Source organism: Rickettsia slovaca 13-B (assembly GCF_000237845.1).
GTDB lineage: Bacteria > Pseudomonadota > Alphaproteobacteria > Rickettsiales > Rickettsiaceae > Rickettsia > Rickettsia rickettsii.
This window is the reverse complement of record NC_016639.1, coordinates 958151-974259: the sequence shown is the minus strand read 5'-3', so window position 1 is coordinate 974259 and position 16109 is coordinate 958151. Positions and strand designations below refer to the sequence as shown.

The window sequence follows — 16109 nt, the reverse complement described above, 5'->3', positions numbered from 1 at the left end:
ATATGTCAAGTGAATTAACTATATTGGCAAGTTTTACAATAAAAAGTACTTCTGCCTGAATGCTTTATCTTGATAATAGTGCTAGAGCAGCTTAAACAACTTTGTCCCTCTCTACCGTAAACCTTAAGTTGCTTAGTAAAATAACCAGGTTTGTTATCGCCGTTTACAAAATCTTTAAGAGTAGTACCGCCGGCAGTTATAGCTTTAGTTAACACATCTCTAATCGCTTTAATTAAATTTTCTATTTCATCATCCCTTAAATCGTTACCTGATTTATCCGGATGAATTCTAGCTAAATGCAGACTTTCGGAAGCATAGATATTACCGACTCCGACTATAACTCTATTATCCATAATCAAGTTTTTTATTGGTATTTTTTTAGTTTGTAGCTTATCTTTCAGATATTCTAACGTCAATAAATCAGAAAAAGGCTCTATGCCTAAATCATTAAAAAATTCTTTTTCTAAGAGATCAGTCTTAAAACTATAAATCATACCGAATCGTCTAGTATCGTTGAAAATTAACTTTTCGCCGTTACTTAAATCAAAAATCACATGATCGTGTTTTTGAGTTTTATAATTAGCAGATTGCAGAGTAAATCTGCCGCTCATGCCTAGATGAACTATTAAAGAATAATCATTATTAAAATCTATAATTAAATATTTTGCACGACGCCTAACATCCAGTATATTAGTATTTAAGATTTCTGTAGCTAAAAGCGGGGATAGCTTATAACGTAAATTATCTCTTTTTAACTCTACATTTTCTATAATAAGCCCGATTAGCTTATCTTTTAGAGAGTTTTTAAGAGTTTCTACTTCAGGAAGTTCCGGCATTTGATACTAATATTTATAATAAAAAACTATGAACCAAACAAATTTTGGCTTTAAAAAAGTAGACTACACTAAAAAACAAGGTTTAGTAAATAACGTTTTTTCTAATGTCGCTGATAAGTATGATTTAATGAATGACTTAATGAGTTTGGGATTACATCGCTTATGGAAAGATGAATTTATTAGGCAAATTCCAAATCTTAACTCTCATATATTAGATGTTGCTAGCGGTAGCGGTGATATTGCTTTAAAACTTGCTAAAAAAGCAAGAGATAGAGTTAATAATATCTCTTTAACTTTAAGTGATATTAATGAAGAAATGTTAAAGCAAGCTAAGAAAAAAGCAATAGATCTGAATTTATTTCAAAATCTTAAATTTACTGTAGCAAGTGCTGAAGAACTACCGTTTCCGGATGATAGTTTTGATTATTATACTATAGCATTCGGTATTAGAAACGTACCTGATATAAATAAGGCTTTAAAGGAAGCATGTAGGGTTTTAAAGCCAATGGGTAAGTTTATATGTCTTGAGTTTTCAAAAGTAAAGGAAGGGTACATAAAAGATTTCTATAAATTCTACTCATTTAATATTATACCGAGTATTGGTCAAATGATAGCGGGTAATAAAGAGGCATATGAATATTTGGTCGAAAGTATAGATTTATTCCCCTCACAAGACGAGTTTAGAATAATGATTAAAGACGCCGGTTTTGAGGAAGTCGGTTATAAAAATCTAAGTGGCGGAATAGTTGCTATCCACAGTGCGTATACTCGATGAACTTCAAAAATTGGCTACGTCGTTCTACAAGATCTGCGGTACTTACGTATTAAGTATACGCTCCGCTCCTCGACTTGTGAACTCCTTGCTCTTTTTGAAGTTGATCTTCGTATACTATTCTTTATTTTACTTCGGAGTATATAATAGATGATAAGTAATTTTTTTAATTTAATACGTATTTTTCGTATCATCAGTAAAAAGCAAATCTTAATTGATTCAGGAAGCCCTAAATATTGCAGGTTTATCGGTTATATATTAGCCTTATTTTTTGCTCCGGTCTCGTTAATAAAAAAATCACGGGAAGATTACGGCAAACGCTTAATAGATTGTTTAAGTGATCTTGGACCTATTTATATAAAATTTGGACAAACTCTTGCGACAAGAGCCGATTTAGTAGGAGCAGAGATAGCAGGTTATTTAAGGTTACTGCAAGATAAGCTACCTCCGTTTGATGGTGGGGTGGCGAGAAGGTTGATAACGTCATTGCGAGGAGACATTTATGTCGACGAAGCAATCTCAGCAAGCAAACAAAAGATTGCCACGCAGTCTATGACTGTGAGCCATGACGCCCTCCCTTTCTTACACCTCGACGATACCCCCATCGCTGCCGCATCAATTTCGCAGGTACATAAAGCACAACTTATAACCGGTGAATATGTTGCGGTAAAAATTTTGCGTCCGGGTATTCATAAAAAATATAACAGAGATATTAAGCTGCTATATTTTCTTGCAAAAATTATCTCAAAATTTTCTAAAGCAAAAAGGCTCAAACCGATTAAAGTAGTCGATAAATTTCATGAAACTATGAAATTTGAGCTTGATTTACGTTTAGAGGCGGCAGCAGCTTCTGAGCTTACGGATAATATGCGAAATGATATTAACGTGATAATCCCTAAAATATATTGGGATTTAACATCAGAAAATATACTAACCACCGAGTGGTTAGACGGCACTTCTATATATGATACTTTGCTACTAAAGGAAATGGGGTTAGAGCCTGCAAAAATATCTCAAGATTTTGCCGTAATGTTTTTCAATCAAGCCTATAGAGACGGATTTTTTCATGCTGATTTACATGCAGGGAATATTTTAGTGAATAAGCAAGGTAAAATAATTTTACTTGATTTCGGTATTATGGGCAGACTTAAAGAAAAAGATCGTTTAGCCGTTGCCGAAAGTCTATTTGGCTTTTTAAGGCGTGATTATAAATTAGTTGCTAAAGTACATTTAAGAGCCGGCTATATCCCATCAAATACCGATTTAGCTTTATTCGCTCAAAGTTGTAGAGCAGTTACCGAGCCTATAGTAGGGACGCCCATAAAAAATATTTCCATAGGTAAGCTGCTTGCACATTTATTTAAAATCACGGAAGATTTCGGCATGGAAGTACAACCGGAGTTGTTGTTATTGCAAAAGACTTTAATAATGGTGGAAGGGATAGGCAGACAGTTAGACGGTAATGTTAATATGTGGCAGCTCGCCGAACCTTGGATTAAAAAATGGGCCGTGAAAAATCTAAGCCCTGAAGCGAAGTTGTTACGATTGGTAAAGCATGACCTAGATAGTCTAGAGGATATTATTTGACATATAAAAAATTAGCCTTATATATTAAGAAATTTTTTATTATGAAACTAAAAGATTTATTTATTAAATATCCTATTACTACTCCTTTTTTGGTTGATTGTAAAAATGATAAATTAGTATTGCCTTCAGATAAAGAACAAAAATATAAAAGAGACCTAAAAGAAAAAATAGGAGAGGAAGAGTTTGAAAAATTAACGGCTTTAGATAAAATTGTTTAATATCCCGAAAACTTAGAAAATATAGCTTTAGTAAGTATAGAAAGACATCTCGATAAACCATTTATAGTAGCGAAATTGCTTAATGATGTACAACGTGAATATTATAAATCCATATAGATCCCGATAATAATATTAAATCGATTTTGCATTTCTCAGAAATATATTTTATCGGTGATGTAGGGTGAATGCCGGCTGAAGTTTTAAAACGTGAGTATAATGTCGGTACTATACAGCAAAAATCTTTACCGAAAATCATGGAATTATGGCCTGACCCTTACTATTACAACTGGCTTCAGAAAAATAAAGAGTATAACAACCCGGATATAGATCCTCAGGTAATGGAGAATATTGTTTTATTGTGTGGAGAGGTTAGTATGGATTTACCGGTAAATGAAAAATTATAGTAAAAAACCATTGCAAGATAACCATGACTTTTAAAATTAACAAAAATTAAAAAGTAAAATTTTATAAACCTTTAAATTATATAAAGGTATTTAAATGTCTAAAAGCCAAGAGCAAGAGCAGGAATCCATTGATAATATAAGGCAACAGTTTGATGAAGAATATAAAAATCTTTCGTGGGTTCAAGTTGGATATTTAGCTCTTGGAGCTGACACAGGTAACAAAAAATATGATGAGTTAAATAAACGATATCTAGATCTTAATAAAGATAATTTAGGTATAATACAAAGTGTTATCCAAGCAGTCGGGAATGTTCCTAGTGCATTGCAGTTTACCTGGGAGGCTTCTCAAGTTTTACCTGATCTTGCATTGGAGCTTAATAACCTCAGAAAAGCGAGAAGTGCTACCACTAGTGTAGGTTCTATTGACGCTGGTTGCAAGATGATAGCAGATGCAGCATCGCTTATAAAAAAATGTGCTTCTGTTTTACATTCCGAAACTATATCCAATAGTTCAAAAGAAACTCTTTTACAGTCTAAAGTTATCCCATATCTCTTCTCACGCCTATTTTAAATAAGAGGCTTAGCAAAATAACAAAAAACTTTCAAACTTCTGAAACAGAAAAAATAAATGTATTAGACAAAATAAGTCCTAAATTTATCAGAGAATTATCTACACTAGGAGTAGATTTAATATCTAAAGCACTAGAAAGCGATTTAAACCCAAAAGTACAAGAAATATATAAGAATATTAAACAAAAAAACGCGTCATCTCAAGGTGCTATATTAAAAATATACATGACATTTAAAGCACAAAAAATCGCTAAACCTGAATTAATTGCAAATACAGTAGCACTACTTGTAAATTCTAGCGAAAAATTAATTGAAAGTACTCCTTCAGCTATAAAAGCTTATAGTCAGCTTAAAGCAAATCAGCGTTGGACTAAAATTAACCTAAATATGGAAGGGTTAGATACTGAAACTAAAAAAGAGTTATTAAAAGGCAAAAAACCTCAAATAGTAGAGTTAGTTGAAAATGCCAAAAAAATTATTGATAATTTATCTCCTGTTTTAGAAAAAAATTACCGCGATATTTAGATAGTAATAAACAGGATATATTAGATGTTTTAAAACATCCTAAAGTAACGGAAAGAATAGAATCACAAGGGAAAGATCCGGAGTTTATACATAAGGCATTAGATACATCTACGTCTTTTTTAAAAGATGCTCTGCCGTCAATTACTAAACTTGCAAGCCTCGCTCTTCCCGATAGCGATAAAGTTGCTGATATAATACAAAAATTTCAGTTAATTAAGCCACTTCCAAAGGAAGAGAAATCAAAAGAAGAAAAGGTAAAAGAGGTAAAGGAATTGATTAGTCCTTTGATACAAATTAAAAACCATAATCCGGAAATAAGAAAAATAATTGAAAAAGACCTTCCTGAACTATTAACAAAACATGTAAGTAGTTTAGGACCGGTTGTAGATGAGTTGTGAAATAAAACACCTAAGGGGCAAAAATTAAAATTAGACGGTGAAAAATTAGTAAAGATAGCCGGTAAGTAAACATGCACCTGAATTAATTCAAATTGCCGATAAATTTAGCAAACATGAATACGGTAAAATTATTATTGCTGGCGTTAAAATTATTATCAGATCCAAAAGTGCTAGGAGTATAGTAGCAGAAACTATAGTTAATTTAGGAAAAAGTAAATTTAGTAAAGATAAAGAAGCGGTAGGACCGCATACAAGTAAGGTATTAGAAGAAAGACAAAGAGAGATAGGAAAATCCGGTATAGGACCTAGAAACATCTTGCTATTATTTGATTAAAATTATATTGTAAATTCAAAGTGTCATTATGAAATTACAAGGATGATAGACAGAAATTATTATTTAACACATATCACAGGTGCCCTTGAGATATTCCCTATTTGTGCCATGCTCGGTCCAAGGCAATGTGGTAAAACTACTTTAGCTCACGCTTATATTAAACAGCTTAAAGAAGATGAAAAGAGCTACTTTTTTGACCTTGAGGATCCAGCTCACTTAGATCAATTTAAGAATCTTAAAACAACTCTTGAGCCTTTAAACGGTTTAATAGTAATTGATGAAATTCAAAGACAACCTGAAATTTTTCCTTATTTAAGAGTTCTTGCTGACTATTCAAACAAAAAATTTTTAATATTAGGTAGTGCTTCTGGAGAATTATTGCGACAATCTTCAGAATCATTAGCCGGCCGTATTGAATATACGGAGCTTACTCCGTTCAATTTAATAGAGATAAATGATTTTAGGGAGTTATGGTTAAGAGGTGGTTTTCCTAAATCATATTTAGCAAAAAATTATGTCCAAAGTCTTAGATGGCGTAATAGCTACATCACTAGTTTTATCGAGCGTGATTTGCCTAGTTTAGGAATATCTCTTAATGCACATGTAATGAGGCAGTTATGGATGATGCTTGCTCATAATCATGGGCAATTATTAAATTATAGCGAGCTTGGAAGGTCGCTCGGTTTAACGGATATGACTATAAAACGTTATACTGAAATATTAGAGCAAACTTTTATGATTCGGCTATTAAAACCTTGGTATGAAAATATCTCAAAACGTCAAGTGAAAGCACCAAAAGTCTATATACGAGATAGCGGAATACTACATGCATTATTAGGGATTCACGAACATGATTGGTATGTTCATCCAAAACGCGGTCTTTCATTTGAAGGGTTTGTAATAGAGGAGTTAATACGTAAATTTAAAACGGATGCAGAGTATTTTTTTTGGCGAACGCAAACAGGAGCAGAATTAGATTTATTAATTATTAAGAATGGTAAGAAATACGGCTTTGAAGTAAAAAATGCTGATGCTCCTAGTATTACTAAATCAATGCATACCGTTCTTGCCGATTTGCAGTTAGAACATTTATATATTGTTACCGCCGGGAATAATACATATAAAAAAACAGAAAAAATAAGTGTAGTTGGAATAGCGAACTTATCTAATTTACAGCTTGGTTAAAGTATATAAGTTACCATATTTCATTACCTTTAGTCTTATCATTACTTAATAAATTCATGATGACAATTAGAATCAGTAATATTATCTAGTAATATATCTAATTCAGATTTTTCGGTGCTAATAACTAAACTGTTATTAATTAATTTTAAACTACACATACGGGTTTTTAGTTTTTACGTAAATGAATCTAATAGGAACGCCCGGCATGTCAAAAGCCTCACGCATATTGTTTACTAAATACCTAGTATAGCTATCGGTAATTTTTTCCGGATTATTGGAGAATAGCTTGAAAGTAGGGGGGCGGGTTTTTATTTGAGTCATATATTTTACACGCACTCTTCTGCCTCCTTTTTGTAAAGGCAGCAGATGTGCTTCCGTAGTAAAATTAAGCCATTCATTTAATTTGCTAGTAGTTATTTTCTTATTCCAAATTTTATAAATTTTAAGACAAGCATCTAGCACTTGTTCAATATTTTGTTTATTTATTGCTGAAATGAATAGAACGGGGATACCTTTAACTTGAGGCAGATGAGTATTTATCTGATAATAAAATTCTTCCTGAAATGCTTCTTTTTCGGATTCTTTAACTAAATCCCATTTATTCACTACTATAACTAGACTTCTTCCTTCATTTACCACATGGCTTGCAATATTTAAATCTTGTTGTTTTAAAGGAGCTAAAGCATCAATCATTAAGATTACGGTATTAGCAAATTTAATACTGTTAATAGTATCCGATGCCGATAATTTTTCTAAAGACTCTGTAATAGTAGATTTCTTGCGGAGTCCTGCCGTATCAATCAATTTAATATGATTATTTTTATATTGCCAATCAATTTCAATTGATTCACGAGTAATGCCGGCTTCAGGACCGGTTAATAATCTTTCATCATTAATAAGAGCGTTTATAAAAGTAGATTTTCCGGCGTTAGGTCTGCCACTAACTACTATCTGCAAACAATCTCCTTTAATTGGATCGGTTATATTTGTCTTGATTGATTCTTCTTCAGGTAACTTGGCAATAATTTCGTCATATAAATCAATTAAGCCTGTGCCATGCTCGGCAGAGATAGCTATCATACTATCAAACCCTAATTTGTAGTACTCTTTATCAAAATCAAAAGCTTTCTCGCATTTATTAACTACCAATATAGCAGGCTTATTATATTTTCTAACAAAACTACTAAGTAGCTTATCATCAGGTAATATTCCGCTTCTACCGTCAACCATAAAGCAAATTAAATCTGCCTCTAAAATTGCTTTAGTAGTCTGCTCAATTAACCTCTCTCCCATACTATTAGGATTCTCGTCAAGTCCTGGGGTATCAATTAACAAAAATTCAAAAGAGCCGATTTTGCCGTCTGTATATTTTCTATCTCTAGTGACGCCTGGCAAATCGTGAACGATAGCTTTTTTACGTATGCTTAATCTATTGAAAAGCGTTGATTTGCCTACATTCGGACGGCCAACTAAAGTAATGATTTGCTTAGTCATTATTTAATATATTATTATGGTTAAGAGAACTAATAATGCCCCGATAAAACCTACTATATTTGCTATTATAATAGGTGTATTTTTTATTAATATGCCGTATATAAGCCAACTACAAAGAGCAATAGCACTTATAGTAAAGGCGGGCATAGAAACAGAAGCCGAAGATTGGCAGGTGAAAATCTTATGAGCCTGTACATAGAACATAAAATTGCCGATTGTACCGACAATCGTCATATATTTTTCGTAAAATGTCATGAATTTTGGAGACATATATTTATTTTTAAAAAGTGGTCTATGTCATTCCTGCGTAGGCGGAAATCCATTAAAATCATATAAAAACTTGTTTTTATATGGTTATTTTATCAAATTATGTAACTCCTATATCAATATTAAAGCTATTTTTTTGGACTCCCGCCTACGCGGGAATGACATACGGCATCCTAAGATAGCAACATTCCACATTGACTATCCCTTAAAACTCGCAATTACCGGTATATGATCTGAAGGTTTTTCTTGAGTCCTTAAATTATAATCCATATAGCAATTTTCTAAATAGTCAATAGTATTATTACAACCAAGAATCATATCAATCCTCATACCTTTATTTTGTTCAAAACATCCGGCTCTATAATCCCACCATGAAAATTCTTGTTTACTCGGATGCATTAATCTGTATAAATCCTCAAATCCGGAATTTAGAATAGTGCGTAATTTTTTTTGTTCAACCTCAGTAAAACAAGTAGTTTCAGCCAGTAGCTTAGGTGAATATACGTCTATATCGAACGGTGCAATATTAAAATCACCGCCTATGATAGTTTTTTCGTCAAAAGATTTTTTAGTTGATAGATAATTGATAAAATTATCATAAAATGCTAGTTTTGCTACAAATTTATCGCTACCGACAAATGAACCGTTAGGAGCATAGAGCGAGATTATATTACAAAACCCTATAGGTAATGATAATTTTATTTCTAAGAATCTTGCTTGATCACTGCAGTAATTATTCGGAAAATCCTTAATTATTTCATCGGCAGGAAATTTTGAAATTATAGCAACGCCGTTATATGATTTTTGTCCGTGAACATAAGAATTATAAGGTAGATCGGATAATGCATCAAAAGGAAATTTTGCGGTTTCGCATTTTATTTCTTGCAATAATAAAATATCCGGATTTTCTTTAGATAAAAAATTACGCAATAAATTAAGTCTTGTTTTTATGGAATTAATATTCCAAGTAGCTATCTTCATGTTTGTTTTGCTATATCTTCTAATTTTGTATTACGGAATTGCCACTCAAGAAAACCAAAATGATAAACTAAGAGACTAGTAATAAATGCTCTGGCAATTACTATACTCATTGAATATTTTATTGTATGATAATTTGGATTACTACTGTACATATCTAATAATATGCTAAAAACTATACCCCATAAATACAGTGATTGCAATACTAACTCCTCTTGGTGTCCTCTTAATTGAATTTTCTTTCATAATAAAATCTCGTAATATTGTATCGCAATTAGCTGTAATGAAAGCAAAAAACGGTCTCCAAAAACTTAGAGGCTCAATTTTGTGAATAATAACCATTGCAACTCCTCTCAGTAGTATAAGTAGCTCCTGCTGTCATGTCGGCATTGCCGCTTTGAATATCTAACTTGATACCAGCTATCTTGATTGTACTCAATATTGATAACTATTTTTGCAGCAATAGCGTTCATTAATTCTATATCCATACCGGAAACGGTAGTATGACCGTTTGAAGCAGCAATTAAGTATTGATAAGGCTCATTTACATACCATGCATTTATCAAAGTTTTTTTATCAGCTGTCCCTTCGCATTCTAAAATTGCTTGTTGTTCGTTCGTGCCTATGCTTAAAGCATACAAATTTTTAGAAATGAGAAGTATAAAAACCAAAGCCTTTAAGCACGAACTACTTTAATTTCACCGTCAGAAAATTTAATATTAAAAATTTTTTCATTCGCAGCAGTAATTTTAGAAGATAAAAAATTACCCGTTTCTCCTTTAACTATAGCAAAACCTCGTTTTAATACGTTGTGATAATCAAGGCTTGCAAGTAACGTACTATTTAATTCTAATTTATACTCAAAGTTTTTCAAAGTATTATTTGCCGATTTTGATAGATAAGCTGTTTGATGTGTTAATTCTAATGTTTTGTAATTGATTATTTTAGCAGGGTTAACTCTTTCTTTAGAAAAAGATTTTATCTTTGTTTCTTGTAGTTCAATAAAGCACGGTAAAGCATCTAGTAAATTAAAACCGGTTTCGTCCAGTAATTGCTGCCTATTATTTATATAGTGAGAGAGATATCTGTGTATTTTATTGTAATTTACTATATTTTGTTCGTGATATTTAATTAACCGGCTAGTATTATTCAATAATATTTTTTCATAAGATTGTAGCGTATTATTTAAAATAGAGCGTACCGGTACAGCAAATTCTGCGGCAGCAGTCGGTGTTGGAGCTCTTTTATCGGCTGCTAAATCTATTAAAGTATAATCCACTTCATGACCTACTGCGGAAATAATAGGAATTTTTGAGTTATAAGCAGCACGTACTAATATCTCATCGTTAAATGACCAAAGATCTTCTATAGAACCGCCACCTCTAGCAACGATTATAACACGTGGTTTGTTTACCTCTTCTAAATTGTTAAATCCTTCAATTGCTTCAGCAATTTCATTGCCAGAATTTTCGCCTTGTACGCTAACCGGCCATATTATTATCCGAGTCGGAAAACGTTCGCGAATACGATGAATAATATCTTTAATAACAGCACCGGTTATTGAAGTGATAACGCCTATTTTATCAGGTAAAAAGGGTATAGGAATACGTATTTTATTAAATAAGCCTTCTTTCTCGAGTCTTGCTTTACGCTCATTTAGAATTTGCAGCATAGCTCCAAGTCCTGTGGGTTGCAAATTATCTACCGATAATTGATAACGTGAATTACCTGCATAACTTGAGAGTTTACCGCTAATTACTACTTCCATGCCGTCATTTAAAGGAAATTTGATTTTAGCAAGAATAGGACGCCAGCAAGTACAGGCTAAAATGGCGGTATTTTCTTTTAAGTTAAAATAAGCATGACCTGAGTTTGCTATTTTTAAGCCTGAAATTTCGCCTTTTACCTTAATATAGCCAAAATTATTTTCTAATAGCTCTTTGATTTTATTAGAAATCTCACTAACTGAAAACTCTTTGGTTGCTTGATGCGCAATGAAATTGTCTAGCATTTTATTAGTACTTGGTTTTTTGCGCTGAGGGTAACACACATTATTCGTCATTACGAGGAGAAACTATAAGTTTTGACGAAGCAATCTCAGGAGTTTATCCTACTTCATGAGATGGCCACGTCGATGCTATGCATCTCCTCGCAATGATGATTATCATCTCCATAGAATAACCTTGTACTACAAAAGAGCAAGCAAAATTTTTTATTATTTGATATATTGCTAATAGCTTGCTATTATTTTTTACTATTAAAATATATTTATTAATATAAATGCTACTGCGAATAATATGTTTGCTTATTATCATAATATTTTCTTTGGTAAGTTTTGCCGCTCTTTCTAAGAATGGTCAAAATATTAAAATAAGCAATATTATAGCTGACTTCGTAGAGTATAATGAAAATCAGGATTTGATATATGCTAAAGGTAATATAAGAATTATCACGGATGAGTATTTATTAACAGCAGATAATTTACTTTATGATATAGAAAACGATATTTTAAGGGCAGAAGGTAATATCCGAATTAAGGATAAACAAAATCGGATAATAGAGGGAGACAAAGCGGTTTTAAAAGATGAATTTAAGAAAGGTATCATATCGGAATTCATTTTGCTTTCCGGTGATAATAATCTTTTAATTGCTAAACTTGCCGAAAGAATAGATGAAAATAATCTTAAGCTGCACCATGCCGAGTTTACCCCTTGTGATGTTACTTGTAATAGAAACCCTATTTGGCAAATTGCTGCTAAGGATACTTATATTCATTCCGCAGAGCATAGAGTAGTTTATAAAAACGTGTTTTTTGAAGTATACGGTGTACCGATTTGTTACTTACCGTATTTTTTCCATCCGACTCATACGGCCCCTGCGACTTCTGGATTATTGGTACCTGACGTCAAAAATAAAGGGTTTGGCATCCCCCTATATCTACGTGCAAAACCTAATATCGATTTTACTCTCACTCCAAGAATTTTTAGTAAATATCAAACTTATGAGCTAGAAGCACGTTATCGCCTGAATGATACCGATAATATGAATTTTCAAGTTAGTTACGGTAAATTACCATATTTTCTAGAAAAAGATGGAAGTGTAGTGAAAAATAAAAAAGTTTCTTCTTATCATTATATAGCAAGCGGTAATTTTATTAGTACCGATAAAGTTTATGATTACGGTTTCAGGGTGGAGCGTACATCGGATAAAGCTTATTTAAAAAATTATTATAATAACTACGCTTCATATTTAACTTCTAAAATATTCTTAAATAAAATTCATGAGGCTGATTATTTTTCGGCGGAAGGATTAAGTTTTCAAGGCTTAGGTAGTAATGATCGTAAATATACCGATCCTCTAGTATTACCAAAAATCAATACAAAAAACGTGATAAATTTGAATGATAATGACAACAGCCATATCGTTGTTGAAAATAATACGTTAATGTACAAAGAAAGAATAGGAAAACAAGTTGCTAGAACCTCTTTGCAACTATCCTTTATGCATAATGTGCTGACTGCTTCAGGACAAATTTTTGATTTTGCTGCTAAAGATAGAGGCGATTTTTATCTTGCTAGGCGGGCTTATGTAGATAAGCCGAGAGAAAGTAAAGCATTTCAAAGGAATATACCGGAATTGCAAACTTTATGGCGTTATCCGTTAGTAGGCAATATAACAAAAACGATAAATTTACTTATTGAGCCGGTAGTTTCTTTTACTATGGGACGTAAACTATCTAAGAAAGATAAAAAATTTGTTATAATTGATCCTGCTAAATATGAATTATCCGAAAAAAATATCTTTTTATCCAACCGTTATAGCGGTATTGATTGCCATGATTTCGGTAATAGATTAAGTTACGGCTTAAATACTAGTATTGCTAAAGAAGAAAATTATTTAAAATTATTTTTAGGACACTCCCGTAATACAAGATATAGTATAAATTTGCCAGCTGATGATAAGGAAAATGTAGGGCAGATACTAGGTAATCTTTCTAATAATTTAGAAGTGTTTTATAGCTTTCGGAAAGATAGATATTTCAGACCTATTAGGGATGAAGTGGGAGGAAATTTTAACTATGATAAGATTAACTTTCTAAGTAGTTTTATTCAGCTTACCAATCTTAACAAATATTATTCCGTAGAAAGTATAAAGGTTTCAAATAATAGAGTACGACAATTTTATGGAGACATAAATTATCAGCTAGCGGAAAATTGGACTATAGGCTTTGGTGCACGCATTGATCTCTCTAGACGATCTCCAAATTTACTTACGCGAACTATTAGGATGACATATGCTAAAGATTGTGTTAGAATTACTGCAAAGATTTATTCCGATTATCTAGCCGATGGAAGTAGAGGAATCAAAAAGACTACCTCTTCGCCGACTATTTCTATCGGTTTAAAAGTTTTAAACATGTGAGTATACTCGTTTTATTTGAAAAATTGGCTATGTCGTCTTATAAGTTCTGCGGTGCTCACGTACTAAATGTACGCTCCGCTCCTTGACTTATAGACTCCTTGCTCTTTTCCAAATAAAACTTCGTCTACTTACTGGTCACTTATTCAGAGTATCACATGAGAAAATTATTATTAATCATTACCGTTTTTTTTACTTTTAATGTAGCACAAGCATCATTACCGAATATAGTAGCATCCGTAAATGATGAACCTATTACTCTTAATGAGTTCCGTGCTAGAAAAAAAATGATTATGGCACTAAATAATGTTGAAAGTCTAACGCCTGCTCAAGATAAGCAGCTAAGTGACTTAGCACTTAAGAGCTTAATTGACGAATCTTTGCTTTTTCAATATGCAGGAGATAGAGAAATTCCGCAAGAAGAGATAGAGAACGCTATTAAGTCTATTGAAGATCGTAATAAAATGCCTCACGGTTCTCTTCTTCAGTATCTAAAAAGCAGATCGGTTAATCCTGATAGTTTTATTTCCCAAATTAAATCCGAGTTGATTAAAATGAATATTTTATCAAGTCTATCAAGATCGGTACAAGTAAGTAATAAAGAAATAGATGTTGCAATTTTATCTAGCGATCAAAAAGACGTAGAAATTTCAATGCAAGTATTTACATCTAAAGATGGTGGCAATAAAGCGTTTACGCAGATGAATAATTTGAAAAATCGACTAAAAAAATGTGCGGATGTTAAAAAATCGCTTTATGATAATTTTGCTACTATGCAAATTATTACCGATAAGCTTAGCAAGATAGAAGGCGTAAAACAAACTATTGTAAAGGACTTAACTCCTGATAAAGCAAGTAATGTTTTTGAAGTAAATAACAAATTTGAAATAACATTAGTGTGCAGCAAAAAAATCTTAAATGTTAATGAAGATGAAAATAATTATGTAGTAAATTTCCTAACCAATAAAAAGATTTCGCAAAAAGCACAAAAAATGTTTGAAAATATGCGTAAGAAAGCAGCTATAAAAATAATGCTGCCGTCTTAGTGTGTGTTATTCTATGTCATTCCCGCGTAGGCGGGAATCCAGAAAAATAACCTTGATTATTAATACAGAATTATATTTGATAAAAACAAACATATAAAAACAAGTTTTTATATGTTTTACTGGATTCCCGCTTTCACGGGAATGACATACCCTATGCTCCCTTCAATTGCAAAACACGCAGCTTTACATCAAGTTAATCCTCTTAAAAAGCACGGACAAAATTTTATTTTTGACAGTAGTCTATGTGATAAAATCGTACGTGCAAGTAACCTGGCAGAAAATAGCCGAGTATTAGAAATAGGGCCCGGCACAGGAGGGTTAACTAGGTCAATATTGCAGAAAAATCCTGAATCCTTAACTGTTATAGAAACAGATGAGAGATGCCTCCCGCTCCTTAATGAGATTAAAGAATATTATCCTAATCTAAATATTATTAAACAAGATGCTCTTAAAATAAATTTAACCGATTTAAGCTGTGATATAGTCAATTCAGTTGGATTTGCATACAAGAAGCGAGAAGCGAAGCCTATAACTAATAGGAGAGCGAACGATATAGGCGAGTCTAAATCAATTGACTATAAAGTAACTATAATCTCTAATTTACCGTACCATATAGGTACTGAGTTAGTGATTAGATGGCTGAAAGAAGCACGGCTAATTACTAGTATGACGCTAATGTTACAAAAGGAAGTAGTAGAACGTATTTGTGCTATACCCTCAACTAAAGCATATGGCAGGTTATCGGTAATATGTCAGTTAATAGCTAAAGTGGAAAAGTGCTTTGACGTAGCGCCAACTGCTTTCTATCCACCTCCTAAAGTATATTCTGCGATAGTTAAACTAATACCTTTAGAAAATCCGCCGTCTATTGCTCTGATAAATAAAGTTGAGCAAATAACAAAGCTTGCTTTTGCAGGACGACGGAAAATGATCAAATCATCACTGAAAAATCTTGTACCTAATATGCATGAAGTATTAACTCAGTTGAAAATCAATGATAATTATCGCGCTGAAAATCTTGCCCCTCAAGATTATTTGAGAATTGCTGAAATATTATAGCTTGCATCATTCAGCTT

18 protein-coding genes are annotated in these 16109 nt (G+C 32.4%); 10 read left to right on the top strand and 8 right to left on the bottom strand.

Going from position 1 to position 16109, the window contains the following annotated elements:
- Positions 1–14: 14 nt before the first annotated feature.
- Positions 15–836: a bifunctional DNA-formamidopyrimidine glycosylase/DNA-(apurinic or apyrimidinic site) lyase gene (gene mutM, locus RSL_RS05380; protein WP_012151180.1), complete on the bottom strand. Its 822-nt coding sequence runs from the start codon at positions 834–836 to the stop codon at positions 15–17.
- Between the two features lie 28 nt (positions 837–864).
- Between mutM and ubiE the strand changes: the two genes are divergently transcribed.
- The 7 genes from ubiE to RSL_RS05340 all read left to right on the top strand — a co-directional run bounded on the left by ubiE (position 865) and on the right by RSL_RS05340 (position 6829).
- Entirely contained in the window at positions 865–1611 is a 747-nt protein-coding gene (gene ubiE, locus RSL_RS05375) for a bifunctional demethylmenaquinone methyltransferase/2-methoxy-6-polyprenyl-1,4-benzoquinol methylase UbiE (protein WP_012151179.1), read from the top strand.
- Positions 1612–1758: 147 nt separating this feature from the next.
- Entirely contained in the window at positions 1759–3195 is a 1437-nt protein-coding gene (gene ubiB / locus RSL_RS05370; protein WP_014273710.1) for a 2-polyprenylphenol 6-hydroxylase, read from the top strand.
- The gene (locus RSL_RS05365; RefSeq protein WP_014419905.1) at positions 3192–3413 is read left to right on the top strand and encodes a hypothetical protein; all 222 of its coding nucleotides are present in this window, start codon (positions 3192–3194) and stop codon (positions 3411–3413) included. The genes ubiB and RSL_RS05365 overlap by 4 nt, the downstream gene beginning before the upstream one ends.
- Positions 3414–3598: 185 nt before the next feature.
- Entirely contained in the window at positions 3599–3817 is a 219-nt protein-coding gene (locus RSL_RS05360; RefSeq protein ID WP_014273709.1) for a hypothetical protein, read from the top strand.
- 94 nt (positions 3818–3911) lie between these two features.
- A complete protein-coding gene (locus RSL_RS05355) occupies positions 3912–4388 on the top strand; it encodes a hypothetical protein (RefSeq protein WP_041472105.1) in 477 nt (158 codons plus the stop codon).
- Between the two features lie 224 nt (positions 4389–4612).
- Positions 4613–4912, top strand: a complete 300-nt coding sequence (locus tag RSL_RS05350) for a hypothetical protein (protein WP_041472104.1) — start codon at positions 4613–4615, stop codon at positions 4910–4912.
- A gap of 774 nt (positions 4913–5686) precedes the next feature.
- Positions 5687–6829 (top strand): ATP-binding protein, encoded by a 1143-nt coding sequence (locus RSL_RS05340; protein WP_014273708.1) that lies wholly within the window; start codon positions 5687–5689, stop codon positions 6827–6829.
- 150 nt (positions 6830–6979) lie between these two features.
- Here RSL_RS05340 and der read toward each other — a convergent pair whose 3' ends face one another.
- The 7 genes from der to RSL_RS10710 form a co-directional block, all read right to left on the bottom strand.
- Positions 6980–8323, bottom strand: a complete 1344-nt coding sequence (der, locus tag RSL_RS05335; RefSeq protein ID WP_014273707.1) for a ribosome biogenesis GTPase Der — start codon at positions 8321–8323, stop codon at positions 6980–6982.
- Between the two features lie 3 nt (positions 8324–8326).
- A complete protein-coding gene (locus RSL_RS08125) occupies positions 8327–8593 on the bottom strand; it encodes an SWEET family sugar transporter (RefSeq protein WP_010977607.1) in 267 nt (88 codons plus the stop codon).
- Between the two features lie 195 nt (positions 8594–8788).
- Entirely contained in the window at positions 8789–9571 is a 783-nt protein-coding gene (gene xth / locus RSL_RS05325) for an exodeoxyribonuclease III (RefSeq protein ID WP_012736964.1), read from the bottom strand.
- Positions 9568–9771: a hypothetical protein gene (locus tag RSL_RS08905; protein WP_041472103.1), complete on the bottom strand. Its 204-nt coding sequence runs from the start codon at positions 9769–9771 to the stop codon at positions 9568–9570. Before RSL_RS08905 ends, xth begins: the two co-directional genes overlap by 4 nt.
- Positions 9772–9921: 150 nt before the next feature.
- A complete protein-coding gene (locus RSL_RS05315; RefSeq protein WP_233417484.1) occupies positions 9922–10239 on the bottom strand; it encodes a hypothetical protein in 318 nt (105 codons plus the stop codon).
- Positions 10240–10244: 5 nt separating this feature from the next.
- On the bottom strand, positions 10245–11579 hold the full coding sequence (gene xseA / locus RSL_RS05310; RefSeq protein WP_014273705.1) for an exodeoxyribonuclease VII large subunit: 1335 nt from the start codon (positions 11577–11579) through the stop codon (positions 10245–10247).
- Between the two features lie 94 nt (positions 11580–11673).
- The gene (locus RSL_RS10710; RefSeq protein ID WP_014273704.1) at positions 11674–11883 is read right to left on the bottom strand and encodes a hypothetical protein; all 210 of its coding nucleotides are present in this window, start codon (positions 11881–11883) and stop codon (positions 11674–11676) included.
- Between RSL_RS10710 and RSL_RS05300 the strand changes: the two genes are divergently transcribed.
- The 3 genes from RSL_RS05300 to rsmA all read left to right on the top strand — a co-directional run bounded on the left by RSL_RS05300 (position 11849) and on the right by rsmA (position 16092).
- Complete coding sequence (locus RSL_RS05300; protein ID WP_014273703.1) at positions 11849–13990, top strand: LPS-assembly protein LptD; 2142 nt, start codon at positions 11849–11851, stop codon at positions 13988–13990. The two genes, RSL_RS10710 and RSL_RS05300, sit on opposite strands and share 35 nt — an antisense overlap.
- Before the next feature lie 155 nt (positions 13991–14145).
- On the top strand, positions 14146–15033 hold the full coding sequence (locus RSL_RS05295; RefSeq protein WP_004997756.1) for a SurA N-terminal domain-containing protein: 888 nt from the start codon (positions 14146–14148) through the stop codon (positions 15031–15033).
- A 153-nt stretch (positions 15034–15186) separates the two neighbouring features.
- Positions 15187–16092: a 16S rRNA (adenine(1518)-N(6)/adenine(1519)-N(6))-dimethyltransferase RsmA gene (gene rsmA / locus RSL_RS05290; RefSeq protein WP_014273702.1), complete on the top strand. Its 906-nt coding sequence runs from the start codon at positions 15187–15189 to the stop codon at positions 16090–16092.
- The last annotated feature ends 17 nt before the right edge of the window (positions 16093–16109 follow it).